The sequence below is a fragment of the Massilia polaris genome, from assembly GCF_012927275.1.
GTDB classification, from domain to species: domain Bacteria; phylum Pseudomonadota; class Gammaproteobacteria; order Burkholderiales; family Burkholderiaceae_D; genus Telluria_A; species Telluria_A polaris.
Genome location: NZ_JABBGG010000008.1, coordinates 197,065 through 219,955, shown reverse-complemented (window position 1 = coordinate 219,955; position 22,891 = coordinate 197,065). Strand labels below are relative to the sequence as shown.

The 22,891-nt window shown below is 63.0% G+C and carries 21 protein-coding genes; 9 read left to right on the top strand and 12 right to left on the bottom strand.

Annotated features, from left to right (window positions below):
• The 3 genes from HHL21_RS15650 to gmk all read right to left on the bottom strand — a co-directional run.
• Positions 1–2,269 (bottom strand): RelA/SpoT family protein (locus tag HHL21_RS15650; protein WP_229496469.1); only part of this gene is annotated, 2,269 nt, incomplete at its 3' end.
• Positions 2,270–2,347: 78 nt separating this feature from the next.
• A complete protein-coding gene (gene rpoZ, locus HHL21_RS15645) occupies positions 2,348–2,551 on the bottom strand; it encodes a DNA-directed RNA polymerase subunit omega (protein WP_017878950.1) in 204 nt (67 codons plus the stop codon).
• Positions 2,552–2,595: 44 nt separating this feature from the next.
• A complete protein-coding gene (gene gmk / locus HHL21_RS15640; protein ID WP_169467494.1) occupies positions 2,596–3,240 on the bottom strand; it encodes a guanylate kinase in 645 nt (214 codons plus the stop codon).
• Between the two features lie 420 nt (positions 3,241–3,660).
• Here gmk and HHL21_RS15635 point away from each other — a divergent pair, with 420 nt between their 5' ends.
• Positions 3,661–4,011, top strand: coding sequence for an HVO_A0114 family putative DNA-binding protein (locus tag HHL21_RS15635; RefSeq protein ID WP_169467492.1), 351 nt, complete (start codon positions 3,661–3,663; stop codon positions 4,009–4,011).
• A gap of 66 nt (positions 4,012–4,077) precedes the next feature.
• Here the strand turns inward: HHL21_RS15635 and HHL21_RS15630 are convergent, their stop codons facing one another.
• Positions 4,078–4,965 (bottom strand): YicC/YloC family endoribonuclease, encoded by an 888-nt coding sequence (locus HHL21_RS15630; protein ID WP_169467490.1) that lies wholly within the window; start codon positions 4,963–4,965, stop codon positions 4,078–4,080.
• A 93-nt stretch (positions 4,966–5,058) separates the two neighbouring features.
• Between HHL21_RS15630 and HHL21_RS15625 the strand changes: the two genes are divergently transcribed.
• The 4 genes from HHL21_RS15625 to HHL21_RS15610 all read left to right on the top strand — a co-directional run bounded on the left by HHL21_RS15625 (position 5,059) and on the right by HHL21_RS15610 (position 7,997).
• Positions 5,059–6,039, top strand: a complete 981-nt coding sequence (locus tag HHL21_RS15625) for a serine/threonine protein kinase (RefSeq protein ID WP_169467488.1) — start codon at positions 5,059–5,061, stop codon at positions 6,037–6,039.
• 12 nt (positions 6,040–6,051) lie between these two features.
• Positions 6,052–6,990, top strand: a complete 939-nt coding sequence (locus tag HHL21_RS15620; RefSeq protein ID WP_169467486.1) for a PP2C family protein-serine/threonine phosphatase — start codon at positions 6,052–6,054, stop codon at positions 6,988–6,990.
• Positions 6,991–6,999: 9 nt separating this feature from the next.
• Positions 7,000–7,731 carry a ribonuclease PH gene (rph, locus tag HHL21_RS15615; RefSeq protein ID WP_169467484.1) on the top strand — a complete coding sequence of 244 codons (732 nt, stop codon included), beginning with the start codon at positions 7,000–7,002 and terminating at the stop codon, positions 7,729–7,731.
• Between the two features lie 74 nt (positions 7,732–7,805).
• Positions 7,806–7,997 carry a hypothetical protein gene (locus tag HHL21_RS15610; protein WP_169467482.1) on the top strand — a complete coding sequence of 64 codons (192 nt, stop codon included), beginning with the start codon at positions 7,806–7,808 and terminating at the stop codon, positions 7,995–7,997.
• Here HHL21_RS15610 and HHL21_RS15605 read toward each other — a convergent pair.
• Positions 7,987–8,931, bottom strand: a complete 945-nt coding sequence (locus tag HHL21_RS15605; protein ID WP_169467480.1) for a DUF3616 domain-containing protein — start codon at positions 8,929–8,931, stop codon at positions 7,987–7,989. The two genes, HHL21_RS15610 and HHL21_RS15605, sit on opposite strands and share 11 nt — an antisense overlap.
• Before the next feature lie 167 nt (positions 8,932–9,098).
• Here HHL21_RS15605 and HHL21_RS15600 point away from each other — a divergent pair, with 167 nt between their 5' ends.
• The 3 genes from HHL21_RS15600 to hemW are packed head-to-tail and all read left to right on the top strand — an operon-like array spanning position 9,099 to position 11,951.
• A complete protein-coding gene (locus HHL21_RS15600; RefSeq protein WP_169467478.1) occupies positions 9,099–10,082 on the top strand; it encodes an HDOD domain-containing protein in 984 nt (327 codons plus the stop codon).
• 55 nt (positions 10,083–10,137) lie between these two features.
• Positions 10,138–10,722, top strand: coding sequence for an RdgB/HAM1 family non-canonical purine NTP pyrophosphatase (rdgB, locus tag HHL21_RS15595; protein ID WP_169467476.1), 585 nt, complete (start codon positions 10,138–10,140; stop codon positions 10,720–10,722).
• Positions 10,719–11,951 (top strand): radical SAM family heme chaperone HemW, encoded by a 1,233-nt coding sequence (hemW, locus tag HHL21_RS15590; protein WP_169467474.1) that lies wholly within the window; start codon positions 10,719–10,721, stop codon positions 11,949–11,951. Before rdgB ends, hemW begins: the two co-directional genes overlap by 4 nt.
• A gap of 48 nt (positions 11,952–11,999) precedes the next feature.
• Here the strand turns inward: hemW and HHL21_RS15585 are convergent, their stop codons facing one another.
• The 3 genes from HHL21_RS15585 to HHL21_RS15575 are packed head-to-tail and all read right to left on the bottom strand — an operon-like array spanning position 12,000 to position 17,751.
• Positions 12,000–13,394, bottom strand: coding sequence for an efflux transporter outer membrane subunit (locus HHL21_RS15585; RefSeq protein WP_169467472.1), 1,395 nt, complete (start codon positions 13,392–13,394; stop codon positions 12,000–12,002).
• A complete protein-coding gene (locus tag HHL21_RS15580) occupies positions 13,387–16,551 on the bottom strand; it encodes an efflux RND transporter permease subunit (protein WP_169467470.1) in 3,165 nt (1,054 codons plus the stop codon). Before HHL21_RS15580 ends, HHL21_RS15585 begins: the two co-directional genes overlap by 8 nt.
• Before the next feature lie 18 nt (positions 16,552–16,569).
• Positions 16,570–17,751: an efflux RND transporter periplasmic adaptor subunit gene (locus tag HHL21_RS15575; protein ID WP_169467468.1), complete on the bottom strand. Its 1,182-nt coding sequence runs from the start codon at positions 17,749–17,751 to the stop codon at positions 16,570–16,572.
• A 144-nt stretch (positions 17,752–17,895) separates the two neighbouring features.
• Here HHL21_RS15575 and HHL21_RS15570 point away from each other — a divergent pair, with 144 nt between their 5' ends.
• On the top strand, positions 17,896–18,516 hold the full coding sequence (locus HHL21_RS15570) for a TetR family transcriptional regulator (RefSeq protein ID WP_169467466.1): 621 nt from the start codon (positions 17,896–17,898) through the stop codon (positions 18,514–18,516).
• Between the two features lie 118 nt (positions 18,517–18,634).
• On the opposite strand, the gene tal is transcribed toward HHL21_RS15570, so the two are convergent.
• The 4 genes from tal to zwf all read right to left on the bottom strand — a co-directional run bounded on the left by tal (position 18,635) and on the right by zwf (position 22,589).
• Positions 18,635–19,567, bottom strand: coding sequence for a transaldolase (gene tal / locus HHL21_RS15565; RefSeq protein WP_169467464.1), 933 nt, complete (start codon positions 19,565–19,567; stop codon positions 18,635–18,637).
• 61 nt (positions 19,568–19,628) lie between these two features.
• Complete coding sequence (gene msrC / locus HHL21_RS15560) at positions 19,629–20,129, bottom strand: free L-methionine (R)-S-oxide reductase MsrC (protein WP_169467462.1); 501 nt, start codon at positions 20,127–20,129, stop codon at positions 19,629–19,631.
• Between the two features lie 32 nt (positions 20,130–20,161).
• Positions 20,162–21,016, bottom strand: a complete 855-nt coding sequence (locus HHL21_RS15555) for an SIS domain-containing protein (RefSeq protein WP_131429445.1) — start codon at positions 21,014–21,016, stop codon at positions 20,162–20,164.
• A 106-nt stretch (positions 21,017–21,122) separates the two neighbouring features.
• Positions 21,123–22,589 (bottom strand): glucose-6-phosphate dehydrogenase, encoded by a 1,467-nt coding sequence (zwf, locus tag HHL21_RS15550; RefSeq protein ID WP_169467460.1) that lies wholly within the window; start codon positions 22,587–22,589, stop codon positions 21,123–21,125.
• Between the last annotated feature and the right edge of the window lie 302 nt (positions 22,590–22,891).

The following is a 22,891-nucleotide window of genomic DNA, read 5'->3' as shown; positions in this document are numbered from 1 at the left end:
GGCTTCGGCCTGCTTGAGGATGGCGATGATTTGGCTGTCGGTAAAGCGGGACGTCTTCATGTAGAGCTTTCTGTTCGTAAGTAGAAAATTCTACTTCTAAACACGCTCTTTTTGCGGGGGGATTACCCAGCTGCGTCATCACGTGTTCGTCATCCTCGTCCATCCCCACATACGTAATGTTCGCATCGGACTCGCCGATTTCGGCCGCCACGCGCGCCAGGATGCCTTTTTCGTTGTTGATCAACAGGCGGATGCGGCAATCGAAGCGGCGGTTCAGTTCCGTGCCCCACTGGACCGGGATCCAGCGGTCCGGTTCCTTGGCGCGCAGGCGCTTGGCCGGGATGCAGTCGGTGGTGTGCACCACCAGTCCCTGGTCGCGGCGCAGCTGGCCCATGACCTGGTCGCCCGGGATCGGCAGGCAGCATGCGGCCAGCTGGACCGACACGCCTTCGCTGCCGTAGATCGTCACCGGTTCCAGTCCGGTCGCGCCAAGGCTGGCGGCCGGCTGCATGCCGCTGAATTCGTCGATCAGGCCGAAGATATGGCGTGCCACCAGCGCGGCGACGCGCTTGCCGATGCCGATGTCGGCATACAGTTCTTCCATCGACTTGGCCGACGACTCGTTGAGCAGCTTTTCGATGGTCGGATCGGGCAGGTCGGGATTGATGTTCAGCTGCGTCAGCGCCTGCGCCAGCAGTTCCTGGCCCAGTTCGACCGACTCGGTCAGGTTAATCGTGCGCAGGTGGTGGCGGATCGCCGAACGCGCCTTGCCGGTGCGGACGAACGCCAGCCAGGTCGGGCTGGGCTGCGAATCCGGATCGGTGGCGATTTCGACGATGTCGCCGTTGCGCAGTTCGGTGCGCAGCGCCGCCGCTTCGTTGTTGATCTTGACCGAGACCGTATGGTCGCCGATGCCGGTGTGGATGGTGTAGGCGAAATCGAGCGCGGTGGCGCCGCGCGGCAGCGCGATGATCTTCGACTTCGGCGTGAACACGTAGACGGAATCGGGGAACAGGTCGACCTTGACGTGCTCGAGGAATTCGGCCGAGTCGCCGGTCTGCTGCTGGATGTCGAGCAGCGACTGCAGCCACGCGTGCGTCTTCTGCTGCAGGTCCGACATGTTCGAGTCGCCGGTCTTGTACAGCCAGTGCGCGGCCACGCCCGATTCGGCGGTGCGGTGCATTTCCTGGGTGCGGATCTGGAATTCGACCGGGGTGCCGTACGGGCCGATCAGGGTGGTGTGCAGCGACTGGTAGCCATTGAGCTTGCGGATCGCGATGTAGTCCTTGAACTTGCCCGGCATCGGCTTGTACAGGCCATGCAGGGTGCCGAGCGCCACATAACAGTTGGCGAAATTGTCGACCACCACGCGGAATCCGTACACGTCGAGCACCTGCGAGAACGACAGGTGCTTGTTGCGCATTTTCTTGTAGATGCCGTACAGGGTCTTTTCGCGGCCGTAGACTTCGGCCTGGATGCCCGCGCCGTTCAAGGTGGCCTTGACCGATTCGAGAATTTTCTTGACCACTTCGCGGCGGTTGCCGCGCGCCGACTTGACCGCTTTCGCCAGCGTGCGGTAGCGCAGCGGATACAGGTGCGAGAACGCCAGGTCCTGCAGCTCGCGGTAGATGTTGTTCAGGCCGAGGCGGTGCGCGATCGGCACATACACTTCCATGGTCTCGGCGGCGATGCGGCGCTTCTTGGAAGGCGCCATGTGCTCGAGCGTGCGCATGTTGTGCAGGCGGTCGGCCAGCTTGATCAGGATGACGCGCACATCCGACGCCATCGCCAGCAGCATCTTGCGGAAGTTCTCCGCCTGCGCTTCGATCAGGCTCTGGAATTCGATTTTTTCAAGCTTGGACAGGCCGTCGACGAGGGACGCGACCGGCGCGCCGAAGCGTTCGATCAGCTCGTCCTTCTTGACGTCCTGGTCTTCCATCACGTCGTGCAGCAGCGCGGCCATGATGGCCTGGACGTCGAGCTTCCAGTCGGCGCAGATTTCTGCGACCGCGATCGGATGGGAGATATACGGTTCGCCCGACTTGCGGACCTGGCCGAGATGCATCTCGTCTGAAAAACGATATGCTTCCTTGACCTTCTTCAGTTCGGAGGGGTTGAGGTACTCGGCCAGTTTGGCCGACAGCTGGGTAACCGATGCAACGCCGGGCGCGGGGGCGGGCGTTGCAGGTTCGTGCTGCTTGGAGCCCGGGCGCGGAGCCCGGGTAGTGGGAGTGCTGGTTTGTGTCGAATCCGGTGTAGTCAGGCTCATACGCAAGTTCAATCAGCCGCGATAGTGATAAATGGATAACATGATGGCGGTTGACGATGTCCAGGCACGCCCAGAGACTTACATTGGGACTTTCTTCAGCATTTCGATACCGACTTTGCCGGCAGCGATTTCGCGCAGTGCGACGACGGTCGGCTTGTCCTTGGCGTCGACTTTTGGAGTGTGGCCTTGCAACAACTGACGAGCGCGATAGGTCGCGGCCAGGGTCAGCTGGAAGCGGTTAGGGATATTTTTCAAGCAATCTTCGATAGTAATGCGGGCCATGATAACTCCTAGATTTCGGTCTGTACGGGGGGTGTGCTGCCGTGTCACGCTTGCTGCGCGTGGATGCCGAGTTGGGCAAACAGCGAGGCGTTGCGCGCCGCTTGCTGGGCAAATCGGCTGCGGGTGGCTTTGACGATCGCGCTTATCTCTGCCAGGGCGACGTTGAACTCTTCATTGATAATAACATACTCGAACTCGGGAGCGTGAGCGATCTCGCCGCCGGCGGCCAGCAGGCGGCGCGTGATGATGTGGGGTTCGTCGGTGCCGCGCTTGTGCAGGCGCTCCTCCAAAGCGGCAATCGATGGCGGCAAAATGAAGATGCCGGCCGCGTCGGGGAACTGCTTGCGCACCTGGCGCGCGCCTTGCCAGTCGATCTCCAGCAGGATGTCGGTGCCGGTCTTCATTTCCTTCTCGACCAGCAGGCGCGAGGTGCCGTAGTAATTGCCATGCACTTCGGCCCATTCGAGGAACTCGTCGCGCGCGGTGCGTTCGACGAAGTCTTCCGGGGTGGTGAAATGGTACTCGCGGCCATCCACTTCGCCCGGGCGGGGCGGGCGGGTGGTGGTCGAGATCGACAGCTTGATGCCCGGCTCCTGCGCCAGCAGCGCGTTGACCAGGGTAGATTTGCCGGCGCCGGAAGGCGCTGCGACCACGAACAGGCTGCCGGAGAAGCCGGAGGAAGCTTGCATGGGGATCCTTTGAGTATTCCAGGGGTTAATGCCTAGTATACCGTTTCCGCCCGATTGCGACGATGATCTTTTTGCCACTGGTCAAATGTTGATGGGTTTTGTCGGTGCGTCGTCCCGGTTTTTGCAGAGTTGTCTTGTCCGGTGTCACATCTGCTTGACGACGTGCTTGCAACGCATATCATGCGATGATACGCTTTGACATGGATGCCAATTCCCCAGCCAATCAAGACCTATCGGGACAAGATACTGGGCTGGATTATCTTTTGGCACTCGATGGCGAAATTCAGGGAAGAGGTTTGCCTTCGATCACCGGCATCGACATGCAACCGATGAGGGTGTGCTGTATGAGTTCGACACAGCGTATAAGCTTGTCGAGGACTTCTATCTCGAAGTAGATCGCGTATTAAAGGAAATACTGTGTTGAAGCAGCTTAAATTTGGTATTGCCTCGGTTGCCAAACAGCGTGCTCGATCACTGGCCATCGCCGCGGGCACCTTGCAGCGCGCCGAAGATGATCCCAATGTATGGTTCCCCTCGGTCAGCGCGGCGATGCGCGTGCTTTCAGATGAAAACATGGCCTTACTAAAGTACATCCGCGAGGAGCGCCCTGAATCCGTCAGCAAACTCGCGATCGCATTAGGCAAACAACCACCGAATGTCTCGCGTTCGCTGCACACGATGGAGCAATTCGGTCTCGTTCGAATGGTGAAACATGGACGCGTAGTGAAACCAGAGGCGCTGGCCGAGCGCGTTCTGGTGGCATTTGCTTAGTGTGTCGAGCCTATCCGCAGTGGCCTTAGAAAAATGGCCGCAAATCATGCGGCCATCAACTTAGGATTACTCCAGATTCTGGACTTGCTCGCGCATCTGCTCGATCAGCAGCTTCAGCTCCATCGACGCATCGGCCAGTTCCTTGACCGACGCTTTCGCGCCTAATGTATTGGCTTCGCGGTTCAGCTCCTGCATCATGAAGTCGAGGCGCTTGCCGACCTGGCCGCCTTTTTTCAGGATGTGACGGGTCTCCGTCAGGTGCGCGGACAGGCGCGACAATTCTTCGGACACGTCGATGCGGATGCCGTACAAGGTCACTTCCTGGCGGATGCGCTCGAATACTTCCTGGCGCGTCAGGGTCGGCGGGTTGCAGTGGCCGGCCATGCCCAGCGCATCCTGCATGCGCTCGATCGCTTTTTGCTGGAACTGCGAGATCACTTGCGGGATCAGCGGCGTGATGCGCTTGACGATGACGTCCATTGAATCGATGCGCGACACCAGCATCGCTTCCAGCGCGGCGCCTTCGCGGCGGCGGCTGTCGACGAAGGCGGCGACCGTCTTCGCGGTCAGCACGGCGACGTCGGCCTGCAGCGATTCCTGGCCAACCTGGGCTTCTTCGATGACGCCCGGCCAGCGCAGCAGCTCGGCGACCGTCATCTGCGACGCCGCGGCAAAGTGCTGGCTCACTTCCGACTGAAGCCGCGCGAGGTCGGCCAGCAGGGAGGCATTGAGCACTTGCGAGCCGCCCGCGACCTTGCGGCCGAACGACAGGCGCGCTTCGACCTTGCCGCGCGTGATCGCGCCCATGATCGCGGCGCGCAGGTCCGGCTCGAGCGCGCGCAGCTCGTCGTTGATGCGGAATTGAAGATCGAGGAAGCGCGAGTTGACGCTCTTGATTTCGATCGTCAGGGTGCCTGCTGCGCACTCACTCGTCGCGACTGCGTAACCTGTCATGCTTGAAATGCTCAATGGAGTCCCCGTTTTTTTATCTTTTCTTTACAAAGCAGTGATTTATCCACACAATCGCCGTGTTAAGCAAGGAACTCTATGGCTGCACAAAATAACGCACCCTTGCCGGAAGGGATGGAAATTGCGGGATATCGCATTGTAAAGAAAATTGCGTCCGGCGGGTTCAGTATTGTTTATCTGGCATACGACGCCGATGGCAGCGCAGTCGCCATCAAGGAATACCTCCCCAGCGCCCTCGCATTACGCCAGCCCGGCGAGCTGGTACCGGTCATTTCAACCCCAAACCTGCCCGTTTTCCGCATCGGCCTGAAGTGCTTTTTCGAGGAAGGGCGCGCGCTGGCGCTGATCTCCCATCCGAATGTGGTGCGCGTGCTGAATTTTTTCAGGGCGAACGACACTGTATATATGGTGATGGGCTACGAGTCCGGCCAGTCGCTGCAGGAGCACATCGCGCGCCTCAAGGCCAGGGACAACCGCCTCGGCGAAGCCGCCATCCGCCAGATATTTACGGGTGTATGCGGCGGACTGCGCGAGGTCCATGCCAACAAGCTGCTGCACCTCGACCTGAAGCCGGCCAATATCTACCTGCGTACCGACGGCACGCCGATCCTGCTCGATTTCGGCGCCGCGCGCCAGACGATTAATAAGGATGTACCCAAGCTGACGCCGATGTACACCCCTGGCTTTGCGCCGCCCGACCTCTATTCGAAGTCCGCGACGCTGGGGCCGTGGTCGGATATTTACAGCATCGGCGCCAGCATATACGCCTGCATGGCCGGCGCGCCGCCGCAGCCGGCCGACCAGCGCCGCTCCGAAGACAAGATGGAAAACCAGTTCGCCAGGCTGGCCGACTATTCGCCGCAGCTGGTCAACCTGGTGCGCTGGTGCCTGGAACTCGATCCGCTGGCGCGGCCGCAAAGCGTGTTCGCGGTGCAGAAGGAGCTCCGGTCGCCAATGCCTGCGCCCGTGGTGGAACCCGCCGGTCCGATCGACACGCTGCGCGGCCTGGTGGGACGTCTTGGTGGCCTCGGGCGCAAGAAATTCGCCGGCAAGAGCTAACAGGAGCAGGGCATGCAATTTTCGGTGTACCAGGAAAGCCATATCGGCGGGCGCAAGGTCAACCAGGACCGCATGGGCTACAGCTTCACGCGCGACGCGCTGCTGCTGGTGCTGGCCGACGGCATGGGCGGCCACCTGAGCGGCGAGGTCGCCTCGTCGATCACGCTGCGTACGATGTCGACGCTGTTCCAGAAACACGCCACGCCCTACGTCAGGAAGCCCGAGCGCTTTCTGGAAGAAGCGCTGCTGGCCGCGCACCAGGAGATCCACGCGTACAGCGCGGCCAACAAGCTGCCGGAAACGCCGCGCACCACGGTGGTGGCCTGCCTGATCCAGCATAACAGCGCGATCTGGGCGCATTGCGGCGATTCGCGCCTGTACTGGCTGCGCCGCGGCCAGGTCCTCGGGCGCACGCGCGACCACTCGCACGTCGAGCACCTGATCGCCAAGGGACTGGCCGACCCGTCGGAACGCGCCACCCACCCGGACCGCAACAAGCTGTATAACTGCCTGGGCGCGTCGTCGCTGCCGAAGGTCGACGTATCGCGCCCGGCCAGCCTGCAGTTGGGCGACGTCGTGATGCTGTGTTCCGACGGCCTGTGGTCGATGCTGCCGGACGAGGAAATCACGCACCGGCTGTCGACTCAGACGGTGGTGAGCGCAGTGCCCGACATGATCGCGATGGCTACCGAGATCGCCGGCAAAGGGAGCGACAACACCACGGCACTGGCGATCATGTGGCAAGGCTCCGCCGATGGCGATGGGTTTGACGTCGACGAATCCATGATCTCGACTATGATGCTGCCCGAGAACGCAGTCAGCACCACCATTCTGGCCGTACCTGAACCGGAAGCGGTGCGGGAGGTGGACGCTTTCAGCGACGACGAGATTGAAAAAGCGATTGCCGAAATTCGCGGCGCGATAGAAAAATCATCCCAAATACTAAAGTAAAGGTTAACCATGACATTTGAAACCCGCCCGAGCGGCCGTGCCGTCGACCAACTGCGCAACATCATCCTGACCCGCGAGTACACCAGGCACGCCGAGGGTTCGGTGCTGATCGAATGCGGAGACACCAAGGTGATCTGCACGGCCAGCATCGAAGACAAGGTACCTGGCTTCCTGAAAGGTAAAGGGCAGGGCTGGATGACGGCCGAATACGGCATGCTGCCGCGTTCGACCCACACCCGCATGGACCGCGAAGCGGCGCGCGGCAAGCAGTCCGGCCGCACGCAGGAGATCCAGCGCCTGATCGGCCGCTCGCTGCGCGCGGCGTTCGACCTGGAAGCGTTCGGCGAACGCACCTTGAACATCGACTGCGATGTGATCCAGGCCGATGGCGGCACGCGTACCGCGTCGATCACCGGCGCAATGGTCGCGGCCTACGACGCGTTCTCGAAACTGGTCGCACGCGGCGATATCGGCGCGGTCCCGGTCAAGCATTTCGTCGCCGCGATTTCGGTCGGCGTGTACAAGGGCATGCCGGTGCTGGATCTCGATTACGTCGAGGATTCGGGCTGCGACACTGATATGAATGTGGTGATGACCGATGCAGGCCATTTCATCGAAGTCCAGGGCACGGCTGAAGGCGCGGCATTCGACCGCGACGGCATGAACCGATTGCTCGACCTGGCGCATGCGGGTATCAATGACCTGGTTATGCTGCAGAAGAAGGCGCTCGGGCTGCTCTGAATGAAAACGGCGAATGCGTGACAGCTATCGGATAGTGATCTTATAGCGATTCGGCGAACTACAACATCAAGCGGGTGACGCCGTCCGGCCAGATCGACATCGTCGCCGAAAAAATTGGGCCGGGAATGACCAACTATGTCATGGAACTGGGAATGCTCGGTACGGACACGCTTGTCGTCGCGACGAACACCAGCGTCGACAAAGGCATCCTTTCGGCAGAGCCGTCAACAATGCGAGACTATCACGTCACCCTGGTCACAGCCTGACCACGACGCTCTGGAAGGTCTGCTCCTTCTCGGGGATATCCTTGCAGTGATCGCCGCCGTCGTCGCTCAGTATCTGCACCATGTGCGTCCCCGGAATCGCAAACAGCGCTTCCGGCCGCGCCTCCCTGAAGTCCACGTGGCCCAGCTCCAGCGGCGCCTCCGCCGGGTCGCCCGACCAGCGGTACAGCGCGAAGTCGCCCGTTTTCCCGGGCGGTCCCGCCACGATCATGTATGCCAGTCCCACCAGCTCGATGCTGCGAATGGCGCGCCCGGCCAGGTCCAGTTCCGTCACTTGTCCGAACCGCGCCTTCGCCCCTTCGATCACTTCCGTCGGATTGCGCAGGTGGATCACCAGCGCCTTGCCTTGCGGCGCAGGGTTGCGCATGCCGATCAGGAGGTCGCCCTCCGGCGTCGCCGACAGTCCTTCAATATTGAAGGCGCCGTCTGATTTCGGGCTGCGCATCGCCGCCTCGGAGAGCTGGTACGGCGCCAGTTCCTCGGAGGCGATCAGGTCTTCGAGCATTCCCGTGTATGGCTGCGCGACTGGCGTGACCCACGGCCTGCGCTTGTGCGCATCGGTCGCGAAGAACCGGTAACGCCGTTCCCGCTCTTCGCCCTTGCTGTTGCGGCCGTGCGAGGAAATCCAGTAAATCCGGTTGCCGATGGCGGCGGCGCCTTCGAGGTCGGATTCCTTGTGCGGTTTGGTGCCGAGGAACGGCGCGAGGTCGACGACATCGACCGGATCGGGCGTGCCGCGCCTGTAGACCTTGAGCTGGTTGCGCTCGTCGTTGGCGACCACGAAATGATGCTCGTCGAGCGCCGCGGCGGCAGAGGCGTCGCACATGCCGCGGTAGATAAAGTCTTCCTCAACGTGCGAGTGGGGGAGGTGCGCTACCAGTCCGGCGGCACCCGTTAGCGGCGTATGATTGTGCATTGTTGTTGGATTAGTGAGTAGTCGGTGTTGTCGATGTAACACCGATCTGTCGGATTTTGTCGCACGCTTGCTGGATTGGCGACAAAGCTTGCTGACCGCTATGTCAGAACGCTCCGTAAGTGTAGAATCACGAACATAAAAAATTTCCCAAGGGAAAGAGGTGAGACATGGGTTGGATCGGTAAATTGTTCAATGGCGACGAGGCGAAGGAAGCGCCGGGCGTGACGGCAGCACCGGTCGCGGAGAGCGCGGGTGAACCGGCCAGCGCCGCTGAAGTGGATGCGGCTTACTACCGCTGGCTGGCTGCGGCCGGGTCGCAGCAGGCGACGGCCGACACCGAAAAGCAGATCCTCGACGAGCTGACGCGCCTGGCGCAGTCGCCGGTTGACGGCGCCGCGCTCGTGCCACGCGTGCCGGCGATTATTCCGCAGCTGATGCGCACCTTGCGCGACGACGACATGAACGCGGCCGAGCTGTCGCGCCAGTTGGCGCAGGACGTGGTGCTGGTCGCCGAGGTCTACCGCGAAGCGAACAAGCCCTGCTACCGCCCGCGCTACCATTCCAGCCCGCCGGTCGATACCATCGAAGGCGCGATCATGCTGCTTGGCCAAAACGGCATGCGCATGCTGCTCGCGCGGGTCGCGTTCCGACCGATTATCAGCATGCAGAGCGGGGTGTTGGCCAAGCGGACCGCCCCGCTGATCTGGCGCCAGTCGGAGAAATGCGCACAGGCCGCGAGCCTGCTGGCCCCGTCGATGCGCGCGAATGCGTTCGAGGCCTATCTCGCGGGCCTGATGGCCAACGTCGGTATCGTGGTCGCGTTCCGCCTGATCGACCAGATGTACAAGGACGAGGCGCTGCCGCAATCGGATGAATTCATCGCCGGGCTGTTCGCACAGGGCCGCATCCTGTCGGCCCGCATCGCCGAACTGTGGGAGTTCCCGGCCGCCGTCACCGAGGCAATCGCGGACGCAGGCCAGCCCGATGCACCCGCGCTGGCGCAGACCCTGGCGCTCAGCGACCGCGTGAGCAAGCTGCGCATGCTGGTCGACGCCAGCAAGTTCGTGCACGACGATCCGTTCGTCGTAGATGGCCTGGGCAAGGCCGCGCTGGCATGCTTCGACAAGCTCGAGGACGACGAGGACGAGTGATGGCGCCGGGGTTCAAGTAAAATGAGGGTCTTCGCCTCATCACTTTCCAATCCCCATGACCCAGCGCCTCGTCCTCGCGTCCAATAACGCGGGCAAACTCAAAGAATTCAGCGAAATCCTCGGACCGATCGGCTTCGCCCTGCACGCGCAGGGCGAATTCAACGTTCCGGAAGCCGAGGAACCGTACGCGACTTTCGTCGAGAACGCGCTGGAAAAAGCACGCCACGCATCGCGTCTCACCGGTTTGCCGGCGCTGGCGGATGACTCGGGCGTTTGCGTCAACGCGCTGGGCGGCGCGCCTGGGGTCTGGTCGGCGCGCTATGCCGGCGAGCCGAAGTCGGATGCACGCAATAACGAAAAACTCATCGCGGACCTGGCGCAGCATGCCGACAAGTCGGCCTATTATTACTGCGTGCTGGTCTACGTCCGCCACGCTGACGACCCCCAGCCCGTGATCGCCGACGGCGTCTGGGCCGGCGAAATTGTCGCTGAAGCGCGCGGCAACGGCGGCTTCGGCTACGACCCGCACTTCTGGATTCCATCGCTGGGCAAGTGCACCGCCGAACTGGCGCCATCCGAGAAGAACGCCTTGTCGCACCGCGGCCAGGCCTTGCGCGCACTGGTAGAGAAACTGAAATGATCCCGATTAAAGTCGTCAGCGGCGATACGAAGCCGGCGCCGCGTTCACCGGCCGCCAGCGCGCTGCAATACCTGAAGCCCGGCGCGCTGAACCTCGCCGCGCTGCCGCCGCTGTCGCTGTACATCCACTATCCATGGTGCGTGCGCAAATGCCCGTACTGCGATTTCAACTCGCATGAGGCGAAGGGCGAGCTGCCGGAAGAAGAATACCTGGCCGCCGTCCGGCTCGACCTCGAACAATCGCTGCCGCTGATCTGGGGCCGCAAGATCTACACGATTTTCATCGGCGGCGGTACGCCGAGCCTGATGTCGGCCAGGGGCCTGGACCGGCTGATGTCCGATGTGCGTTCGCTGCTGCCGCTCGACGGCGACTGCGAAATCACGATGGAAGCCAATCCCGGAACGTTTGAAGCCGAGAAGTTCCGGTCGTACCGCGAGAGCGGAATCAACCGGCTGTCGATTGGCATCCAGAGCTTCAACGCCCAGCACCTGAAGGCGCTGGGCCGCATCCATGACGACGGCGAAGCACGCCGCGCGGTCGAGATCGCGCACGCCAATTTCGATAATTTCAACCTCGACCTGATGTACGCGTTGCCGACCCAGACGCTGGCTGAGGCGAAGCAGGATCTCGACACCGCGCTGTCGTTCGCGCCGCCGCACCTGTCGCTGTATCACCTGACGATGGAGCCGAATACGGTGTTCGCCAAATATCCTCCGGCGCTGCCGGACGATGACGCCAGCGCCGACATGCAGGACATGATCGCGCAGGTGATGCCGGCCGCCGGATACGAGCACTACGAGGTGTCGGCGTATGCGCAGCGGGGCCGCAAGGCGCGGCATAACCTGAACTACTGGGAGTTTGGCGACTACCTCGGCATCGGCGCAGGTGCGCACTCGAAGATATCGTTCCCGCACCGCGTGCTGCGGCAGGCGAGGTTCAAGCAGCCGAAGTCGTTCATGGAAGCGGCGCGCAACGGCAATCCGGTGCAGGAAGAATACGAGATCGCGCGCGAAGACATGGGGTTCGAGTTCATGCTTAACGCGCTCAGGCTGACCGGCGGGTTTGAACCGAATTTGTTCGGCGAACGGACGGGGATGGGGATTAACGCGATCGAGAAGCAGCTTAATGCGGCGGAAGCGAAGGGGCTGATCTACCGCGATCACAAGCTGATCAAACCAACCGAATTGGGGATGCGGTTCCTGAACGATCTGCAGCAAATGTTCCTGTAGCCGCTAATACGTAGGGTGGAATGCGCCTTCGCTTTTCCACCCTACGGTTTACTGGGTAGTAGTCCAGCCGCCACCAAGCACGCGATACAAGGTCACCTGGTTCTGCAAGCGCTGCAGGTTCGCCTGCACCGCGGCCTGCTGCGCCGCGAACAGCGAGCGCTGCGCGTCGAGCAAATCGAGGTAGCTGGACGCGCCGCTGCGGTATCGCAAATCCGACAGGTTGAAGCGCTCGGCTTCAGCCGCCGCCACCGCACGCTGCGCGCGCAGCTGCTCGCTGAAGGTCGCCTGTCCCGCCAGTCCGTCCGCCACTTCGCGGAATGCCGTCTGGATCGACTTCTCATACTGGGCTACCGCAATCTCGCGGCCCGCCTTTGCGCTGCCCAGGGTGGCGCTGTTACGGCCATAGTCGAAGATCGGCAGCACCATCTGCGGCGCAAACGACCATCCGAACGAACCGCTCTTGAACAAGCCGCTCAGCTCCGAACTGACGCTGCCCGCGCTGCCAGTCAGCGATATGCGCGGGAAGAAGTTGGCGCGCGCGGCGCCGATGTTGGCGTTGGCGGCGACCAGCTGCTGCTCCGCCGCGCGGATGTCGGGGCGCACCGCCAACCGATCGGACGGCAGTCCGCCCGGCAGTTCGCTGAGCATCGTCTCGGCCAGGGTCGTGCCCGGTGCTAGCGTCTCGGGAAGCGTCTGGCCAACCAGCAGCGTCAGCAAGTTGGTGTCCTGCGCGCGCAGGCGCTGTTGCTGCGCCAGCGTGACGCGGGCGCTGTCGACCAGCGACAGCGACTGCTGCAGGTCGAGCTTCGACACCACGCCGTTGTCGTACTTGAGCTGGACCAGCTTGAGCGATTCGAGGCGTGCATCGAGCGTCTTTTGCGTCAGCGCCAGCAGTTCTTCGTCGGCCAGCAGTTGCAGGTAGGCGTTGGCGACCGAGGCCACCAGGCTGATATGCGTGGCCTTGCGCGCTTCCTCGGTGGCAAGGAACTGCGCCAGCGCGGCGTCCGACAGGCTGCGCACGCGGCCGAACAGGTCTAGCTCGAAGGCCGATACCACCAGGCCAGCCGAATAGGTGCTGCGGATGCTGTCCTCGCTCTCGACCGCGCGGCTGCCGCTGACGCCGGCGCTCACGCTTGGCAGCGTGTCGGCGCGGCGGATCTGGTACTGGGCGCGCGCCTGCTCGATGTTCAGGATGGCGACGCGCAGGTCGCGGTTGTTGGCCAGCGCCAGTTCGATCAGCTGTTTCAGGCGTGCGTCGGCGAAGAACTGCTGCCATGCGATGGACGACGCCGCGGCGCCGGTGGCGGCGCCTGGCGTCAGTTCAGGGAAGCTTGCGGCCACCGGCGCGGCCGGACGCTCGTACTTCGGCGCGAGCGACATGCAGCCTGCCAGCGCCAGTGCGAGCGCCAGCGGCGTGGCGGTTCGTGTGAATCGTTTAATCATGTTTTACCTCGATTGCTGCAGGGGGAGCGTCGTCTTCATGCGCATATTTCTTGCGCTGGCGCTCGCTGCCTGCGAATAGTTTTCGCACCACGACGAAGAACACGGGCACGAAGAACACGCCCAGTGCCGTCGCGAAGATCATCCCGCCCATCACGCCGGTGCCGATGGCGCGCTGGCTGGCCGATCCGGCGCCGCTTGCGATCACCAGCGGCAGCACGCCGAGGATGAAGGCGAGCGACGTCATGATGATCGGGCGGAAGCGCAGGTGCGCAGCTTCCAGCGCCGCTTCAACCAGCGGCTTGCCCTTCGCTTGCAGGTCCTTTGCGAATTCGATGATCAGCACCGCGTTCTTCGCTCCCAGGCCGATAATCGTAATCAGGCCGACTTTGAAGTAGACGTCGTTCTCAAGACCGCGCAGCGATGCGGCGATCAGGGAGCCCAGCACGCCCAGCGGGACGACCAGTAGCACGGCGAACGGAATCGACCAGCTTTCGTACAGGGCCGCCAGCGACAGGAACACCGCCAGCAGTGCGAACGCGAGCAGGATGCCGACGGTCGAACCGGACAGCTTTTCCTCACGCGACTGGCCGGTCCATTCGAAGGCGAAGCCTTGCGGCAGCTGGCCGGCGAGGCGCTCCATCTCGTCCAGCGCTTCACCGGTACTGTGGCCAGGGGCTGCGTCGCCGGAGATACGGACGGTAGGGTAGCCGTTGTAGCGTACGGTCTGCATCGGACCCGTCACCCACTTCGTGCTGGCGAATGCCGACAGCGGCACTTGCTGGCCTTTGTTATTGGCCGCGTTCAGCTTGAGCAGGTCGTCCGGCTGCATGCGCGACGGCGCATCGGCCTGGACCACCACGCGCTGCAGGCGGCCGGCGTTCGGAAAGTCGTTGATGTACGCCGAGCCGAGCGAGGTCGAGATGGCGGTGTTGATCGCATCGAAGCTGACGCCCAGGGCGTTTGCTTTGTCGCGGTCGATCTGCAGCTCCACCTGCGGCGCGTCTTCCAGGCCTTCCGGACGCACGCCGGCCAGCACTTTGCTCTGCCCGGCCATGCCGAGCAGCTGGTTACGCGCGGCCAGCAGGGCCTCGCGGCCGTTACCGCCACGGTCCTGCAGGCGGAACGAGAAGCCGGTTCCGCGGCCTAGCTCGGGGATCGGGGGCGGGCTGACGGCGAAGATGAACGCGTCACGCACCTTCGACAGCTGACCGGTGATGCGGCCCGCGAGGTCCGCTGCGCCATGGCCTTCGCCTTTGCGCTCATCCCATGGTTTCAGCGTGATGAATCCGAGCGCCATGTTCTGGCCCTGGCCCGAGAAGCTGAAGCCCTGGACTCCCACTATGCTGGCCACTTCCGGCTGCTTGAGAATGTATTCCTCCGCTTCCTTCAGGGCGGCGCCGGTGCGTTCCAGCGTCGCGCCAGGCGGTAGCTGGAAGTTGGCGATGATCGAGCCCTGGTCTTCGTTCGGCAGGAACGACGACGGCATGCGCATGAAGAACAGCGCGACGACGGCGATCAGCGCGGTGAACACGACCAGCGCGCGGCCGGTGCGGCGCAGGATGCGGGCGACCCATCCTTCGTAGTTCTTGGCGGTCTTGGAGAAGCCGCGGTTGAACCAGCCGAAGAAGCCGGTCTTGACGTGGTGGTGGCCCGCTTCGACAGGCTTGAGCAGGTGCGCGCACAGTGCCGGCGTCAGGGACAGCGCCATGAAGGCCGAAAAGAAGATCGACGACACCATCACCGCCGAGAACTGGCGGTAGATGTTGCCGACCGCACCGGCGAAGAACGCCAGCGGCACGAATACCGAGATCAGCACCACGGTCACGCCGATAATTGCGCCGGAGATCTGGCTCATCGCCTTGCGGGTCGCTTCGAGGGGCGGCAGGCCTTCCTCGCTCATGATGCGTTCGACGTTTTCGACCACGATGATCGCATCGTCGACGACGATACCGATCACCAGCACCATGCCGAACATGGTCAGCACGTTGATCGAGAAGCCCAGCGCAAGCAGCGTGCCGAGGGAGCCGAGCAGCGCCACCGGAACAACGATGGTCGGGATGATCGTGTAGCGGAAGTTCTGGAGGAACAGGTACATCACCAGGAACACCAGGATCACCGCTTCAATCAGCGTGGTGACGACCTGCTTGATCGAGATGTCGATGAAGGCCGAGCTGTCGTAAGGGATGGCGTACTTGGTCCCGGGCGGGAAGTAGGGCGCCAGTTCGTCCATGCGCTGGCGTACCAGCTGCGCGGTTTCGAGCGCATTGCCGGTGGCGGACAGCTGGACGCCGATACCGGTCGACGGCTTGCCGTTCAGGCGCGCCGAGGTAGCGTAGCTCTGGCCGCCGATTTCAATGCGGGCCACGTCCTTCAGGCGCACGGTCGATCCATCGGGATTCGCGCGCAGGATGATGTTGCCGAACTGTTCGATGCTGCTCAGCTGGCCCGATACGACCACGGTCGCCGTGATCGCGGTGCCGCCAATGTTCGGCAGGTCGCCGATGGTGCCCGATGCTACCTGTGCGTTCTGCGAGCGGATCGCGCTGTTGACGTCTGCCGGCGACAGGTTGTAGCCAACCAGCTTGGCCGGGTCGATCCAGATGCGCATCGCCTTTTCGGTGCCGAACAGCTGCGCCTGGCCCACGCCAGGGATACGCTGGATTTCAGGCAGCACGGTGCGCGAGGCGTAGTCGCCCAGCGCGATCGGGTCCCACTTCGGATCGTCCGACGACAGGATGGTAAACATCAGGAAGTTCGAACGGGCCTGGTCGACGCGCACGCCCTGCTGCACCACCGCCTGCGGCAGGCGCGGGGTAGCGCGGCTCAGACGGTTCTGCACGTCCACCTGCGCCAGTGCAGGGTCGGTGCCGGTCTCAAAAGTAAGCGTGATCGAGCCGGTGCCATTGGCCTGGCTGACGGACTCCATGTAGATCAGGCCAGGGGAGCCGTTCATCTCGCGTTCGATGACGCTGATGACGCTGTCCTCCAGTGTTTGTGCGGACGCGCCAGGGTAGGCGGCGTTGACGACAATCGATGGCGGCGCGACGGCCGGGTATTGGGCGATCGGCAATTGGGTAATTGCCACCGCACCGATCACCATGATGAATAAGGCGATCACCCACGCAAAAATGGGGCGGTCAATAAAAAAACGAGCCATGAATTATTCCTGTTTCTATTAGCGGCTGGCGGCGGGAGCGGCAGGCTGCGGTGCCTGGAACGGCACCGGCTTGACCGGTGCGCCCGGCACCATCATTTTCTGGAAGCCGTCGACGACGACTTTTTCGCCTTCTTTCAGGCCGTCGAGGACAATCCAGTTGCCGCTTTGCTGGGAACCGATCTTGACAGGGCGCGGCGCAGGCTTGCCGTCGGCGCCGACCACGATGACGGTGTCGCCCTGGGTGCCGCGCGTTACCGCCTGTTGCGGAACCAGGATCCCGGCCGGCAGTTCGGCCTGCGACAGGCGCACGCGGACGTACTGGCCAGGGAGCAGGGCGTTGTCGGGGTTCGGCACTTCCGCGCGCAGCGTGACCTGGCCCGACGTTGGGTCGACCGTCACGTCGGAGAACAGCAGCTTGCCGCGTTGCGCCAGTTCGGAGCCGTCGTCCAGCAGCACGGTGACCGGAACGGCGCCATTGCCGCGGACCTTGCCGCCGACGGCCTTGCGCAGACGCTGCAGGTCGGAGGCGGACTGGGTGAAGTTCACGTAGACGGTATTGGTCTGCTGGACCACGGCGAGCTGGGTCGCTTCCGTGGCCGAGACCAGCGCGCCTTCGGTGACCAGGGCGCGGCCGATGCGGCCGGAGATCGGCGCGGCCACATTGGCGTAGCCCGAATTGATCTGGGCGACCTGCAGCGACGCGCGCGCTGCGGCGACGTCGGCTTCGGCCTGCTTCTGGGCCGCGACCACGTTGACGTATTCCTGCTTGCTGACGGCGTTCGCTTCGACCAGCGGCTTGTAACGGTCGGCCTGGGTGCTGGCCTGCGTCAGGTTGGCTTGCGCCTTGCCGAGCGACGCGCGCGCGCTGTTCAGCGCCGCCTCGTACGGGGCAGGGTCGATGCGGAACAGGACCTGGCCGGCCTTGACTTCGCTGCCCTCGGTGAATTCGCGCTTGAGTACCACGCCGTTGACCCGCGCGCGCACCTGGGCGACGCGCACCGGCTCGACGCGGCCTGGCAGTTCGGTCTGCAGCGCGACCGGCTGGAATTTGGTGACGATAACGCCGACTTCAGGCGGCGGGCGGTTGCCGGCGGCAGGTGCCTTGTCCTTGTCGCCACAAGCTGACAACAACGTCAGCGCGGCAAGGGTGCAGGTAGCGATCCGCTTCATGGGTGGTGAGAACGACTGGGTGTGGCGCATGCGTGTGCATCCTTAAAATGGGTCATACTGAAACAAAGATACTTTTAATTTATTTGTTCAATGTTGCCCGGGCTTCGAGATTTTGGAATATACTATCACGAATGTATGTTTAATGTTTGCCCCCCCCTAAAATTCGGAGTATCCATGGTTCGCAAGACTAAGGAAGACGCGCTCGCGACCCGCGACAGCATCCTTGACGCCGCCGAGCAACTGTTCGTCACGCAGGGCGTGGCGCACACCACGCTGCAGCACATCGCCACCACCGCGGGCCTGACGCGCGGCGCGATTTACTGGCATTTCGAGGACAAGGCCGCCTTGTTCAACGCGCTGATGGAACGCGCGAAGATGCCGCTGGAGTCGGCGCTGTACCTGCTCGAGAAGCAGTGCCCGGATGATCCGCTGGCCGACCTGCACGAGTATATTGTGTGCGTGTTCAGGCTGACGGTGGACGACCAGAGGGCGCGGCGCGCTTTTGAAATCGCCACGCTGAAGATGGAACTGGTGGAGGAGATGAACGCGGTGCGCCGGCGGCGCGCGGAGTGGAAGGAGCAGTGGATGGCGACGTGCGAAGGCAGGATCAAGATCGGCGTCGAACATGGCTTGTTAAAACCCGACGTCGATCCGGCATTAGTGGCGTTGGGCTTGTTCGCGCTGATCGACGGGCTGTTGCGGGCGTGGCTGCTCGAGCCGCAGTCGTTCGACCTGGTGAAGGTAGGGGAGCAGATCGTCGATACGCACCTCGAATGCCTCCGAGTGGTCCAATAATTATTGGTAGCAAGACTACACGCTCCTGCGCTTCGCGTCGCTATTTTTTGATCACCGATTCGACCTGCTGCGTCGTTTCCGGCATTGCCGGAAACGACGTTGTTGATGGCGCGGCTGGTTAGCGCATCCCGGCGATCATCTGTTTCAGCTTGGCCGAGTCCACGCAGAACGCGCGGATACCTTCGGCCAGCTTCTCGGTCGCCATCGCGTCTTCATTCAGCATGAAGCGGAAGGTCTTTTCGTCGACCGACAGCTTTTCCATATCCACGGGCGCCGCATCGGCGTCGAGCTTGCGCTCGACCGCGCCTTCGGTATCGGCCAGCTTTTGCAGCAGGTCCGGGCTGATGGTCAGCAGGTCGCAACCGGCCAGTTCGAGGATCTGCGACGTGTTACGGAAGCTCGCACCCATCACTTCGGTGTTGTAGCCGAACTTGCGGTAGTAGTCGTAGATGCGCTTGACCGACTGGACGCCCGGGTCGTCCGCACCGGTGTATTCCTGGCCGGTCGACTTCTTGTACCAGTCGTAGATGCGGCCGACGAAAGGCGAAATCAGCTGGGAACCCGCTTCGGCGCAGGCGATGGCCTGGCACAGCGAGAACAGCAGCGTCATGTTGGTGCGGATGCCTTCCTTCTCCAGGATCTCCGACGCGCGGATGCCTTCCCAGGTCGACGCGATCTTGATCAGCACGCGCTCGCGCGACACGCCGGCCGCCTGGTACAGGGCGATCAGCTCACGGCCCTTGGCCACGGTCGCTTCGGTATCGAACGACAGGGCGGCGTCGATCTCGGTCGAGACGCGGCCCGGGACAAACTTCAGGATTTCGGTGCCGAACGCGATTAGCAGGCGGTCGACCACTTCGTCGATCGACAGGCCAGGGTTGTCCTGCACGGCTTTATCCAGCAGCGGGCGGTATTCAGGCTTCTGGACCGCCTTCAGGATCAGCGAAGGGTTGGTGGTGGCGTCGAGCGGGGTGTACTGCTTGATCGACTGGAAGTCGCCGGTGTCGGCGACAACCTTGGTAAATTGTTTAAGTTGTTCGAGTTGATTCATGGCTGGCCAATTGTGTAGAAAAATCAGCCGCTATTGTACAACCACGCTCGATATGCGCGCCTTAAGCGCAGTCGGTCGCGTCGAGGAAGGCCGCCACCATCGCTTCCAGTCCCGCGCGGTCTTCGTCGGAAAAACGGTTCAGCGCCGGGCTGTCGATATCGAACACGCCGATCAGTTTGCCGTCCTTGACCAGCGGGATCACGATCTCCGCATTCGAGGCCGAGTCGCACGCGATATGTCCGGGGAACGCATGCACGTCCGCCACCACGATCGTGCGCCGCTCCACGGCGGAGGCGCCACACACGCCGCGTCCGAAGGGAATGCGCGCACAAGCCACTTTGCCCTGGAACGGCCCGACCAGCAGGTCCTGGACGTCGCCTTTTTTCGACGGGACCGTCAGGTAGAAGCCGGCCCAGTTCAATTCGGCGATGGTGTCGTAAACAAATGCGGAAAACTGCGAAGCGTTCGCGGTCAGGTCTCGTTCGCCTTCGAGGATGCTGGTCACCTGGCGGGTGAGCATGGCGTAATCGGGGCGGGTGCTGGATTCGGGGGTGGTGTACATGGCGGGTCGGGTCGACGGTCAAAACGTCGATTTTAGCCGATGAACGAGTCGAACTGCATGTCGAACTCCTGCAGCGCCTTCTGGGCGTTCTGCATCTTGCGGCGGAATTCAGGGCCGCGCTGCAGCGCGAGGCCGACTGCGAGCACGTCGATGACGACCAGGTAGGCAAGGCGCGCCGAGATCGGCGTGTACGGGTCGATATTGAAAACCAGGTCGATCGGGATCAGCACCGTCGCCATGTCGGCCAGCGGCGTGCCCGATGGGGCCAGCACGATCACGTCGGCGCCGCCGCGGCGCGCCAGCTTGGCCGAGCGCACCAGCGCCGAGTTGTTGCCTCGCTGCGAAATCGCCACCACCGCGTCGCCCGCGTGCAGCAGCGACGCGGCGATGCTGTGGATGGCCGGGTCGGCGTAGGCCACGGTCGGCACGCCCGAGCGGAAGAACTTGTGCTGGGCGTCGGTGGCGACGATGCCCGACGTGCCCTGGCCGTAGAATTCGATCTTGTTGGCGCGCGAGAGGATGTCGAGCGCGCGCTGGATCGCCTCGGGATTGAGATTGTTGCGCAGGTCGAGCAGGGTGTTGATCGAGCGACTGCAGATCTTGTTGACCAGGTCCGCCGCCAGGTCGTCCTGGGCTGGCTGCTCGTTCGCACCGGGCAGCGCAAGCGCGAGGCCCTGCGCCAGCTTCAGCTTGAACTCGTGCCAGCCGTCGTAGCCGAGCGTGCGGCAAAAGCGCACGACCGTCGGCTCGGACACCTGCGCGGCCTTGGCCAGCGCCGTGATGTTCTGGCTGACGGTGCCGCCCGGGTTGTCGAGCACCGCCAGCGCAACCTTGCGCTCGGAGCGCGACAGCGAGTCGAGCTGGGTGCGGATCGAATCGAGCAGCATTGGGCTTAGTCCTCAGGCAACGGTGAAGCAGGGGTTTCGTGGCGCAACGCGCCGCGCCTGCGGAACGGGCTGGCCATGCATGGCCAGGCTCCTTGCGTTTCCATTTTTAGTCCTCAGGTAACGCTTCTTCGCGCCACTGGAGTCCATCGCGGCCGATCAGCGCCGACGACGCGGCAGGGCCCCAGGTGCCGGCGGTGTACGGCACCGGCATGCTGTCTTCCTGCTCCCAGTGGTTCAGGATCGGTTCGACCCATTCCCATGCCGCTTCCAGCTCGTCGCCGCGCATGAACAGGGTCAGCTGGCCGCGCAGGACGTCGAGCAGCAGGCGTTCGTAGGCTTCCATGCGCGGCGCCTTGAACTGTTCGCGGAAATCGAGTTCGAGTTCGGCCTGTTTCAGGCGCATGCCGTCGCCGGGGGTCTTCGCCATCAGGTTCATGCGCAGGCCTTCGTCAGGCTGCAGGCGGATGACCAGGCTGTTCGGCTGGAAGCTGTTGTTCGGCTGGTTGAAGATCGAATGCGGGATCGGCTTGAAGCGCACCACGATTTCGGCGAGGCGGTCGGCCATGCGCTTGCCGGTGCGCAGGTAGAACGGCACGCCGGCCCAGCGCCAGGTATCGATTTCCGCCTTCAGCGCGACGAAGGTCTCGGTGCGCGACTGCTGCGGCGCATCCGGTTCGTCGCGGTAGCTCGGCACCGCGGTGCCGTCGACGTGGCCGGCGCGGTACTGGCCGCGCACGATATTCTGCGACAGCGTGGTCGGCGTGAAGCGTTTGAGCGAGCGCAGGACCTGCAGCTTCGCGTCACGCACGGCGTCAGGCGCGATCGAGGTCGGCGGCTCCATCGCGACGATACACAGCAGCTGCAGCAAGTGATTCTGCAGCATGTCGCGCAGCGCGCCCGAGGTGTCGTAGTAGCCCATGCGGTTGCCGACGCCGATCTTCTCGGCGATGGTGATCTGAACGTCCGAGATCCATTCGCGCCGCCACAGCGGCTCGAACAGGATGTTCCCGAAGCGCAGGGCCAGCAGGTTCTGCACGGTCTCCTTGCCGAGATAGTGGTCGATCCGGTAGATCTGGTTTTCGGCGAACACCTTGCCCACGTCGGCGTTGATCTGCTTGGCGCTGGCGAGGTCGCGGCCGAGCGGCTTTTCCAGCACCACGCGCGAGTTCGGCGTGGCCAGGCCGGTCGCGGCGAGATTGTCGCAGATGCGCGCGAACAGGTGCGGCGGCGTGGCGAGGTAATAGACGCGGGTCAGCGCATCGTCCTTGCGCAGCGCCTCGACCAGCGGCCCGTAGGTTGAAGATTCGGTCGCATTCAGCGACACATACACGATACGTTTGGTGAACTTGGCCCACACCGCTTCGTCGACCTGCTTCAGGTGCGGCTTCGAGGTGCTCTCGATCGTGGCCAGGAATTCGTCCTGCGACCACTCGTGGCGGCCCACGCAGATGATGCGCGCGGTCGGCGGAAGGTCGTTGCATACGTCGCGGGCGTACATCGCCGGCAGCAGCTTGCGCATCGCCAGATCGCCGCTGCCGCCAAAGAGAACGAGGTCGAAATCGGTAAGAGCCATAGTATTTGATCGCAGAAAGTAAATGCCGAGGGAAGATGACGCAGCGTTCAAGCCCGCGCTGGCGCATGCAAGTGCAGGATGCCGCAGTGTTTATGTAAATTTACTACATCAATATTTGCTTTGCAAGTAAATCTACTACATTCCCACGTCGGGGCCATTCGTGACCCGGTCCGTCCCCGGGGACAGACCCCAAGGACGCGGTCCGTCCCCGGGGACAGACCCCAAGGACGTTCGGTCCGTCCCCGGGGACAGACCCCATGGACGTTCGGTCCGTCCCCGGGGACAGACCCCAGGGACGTTCA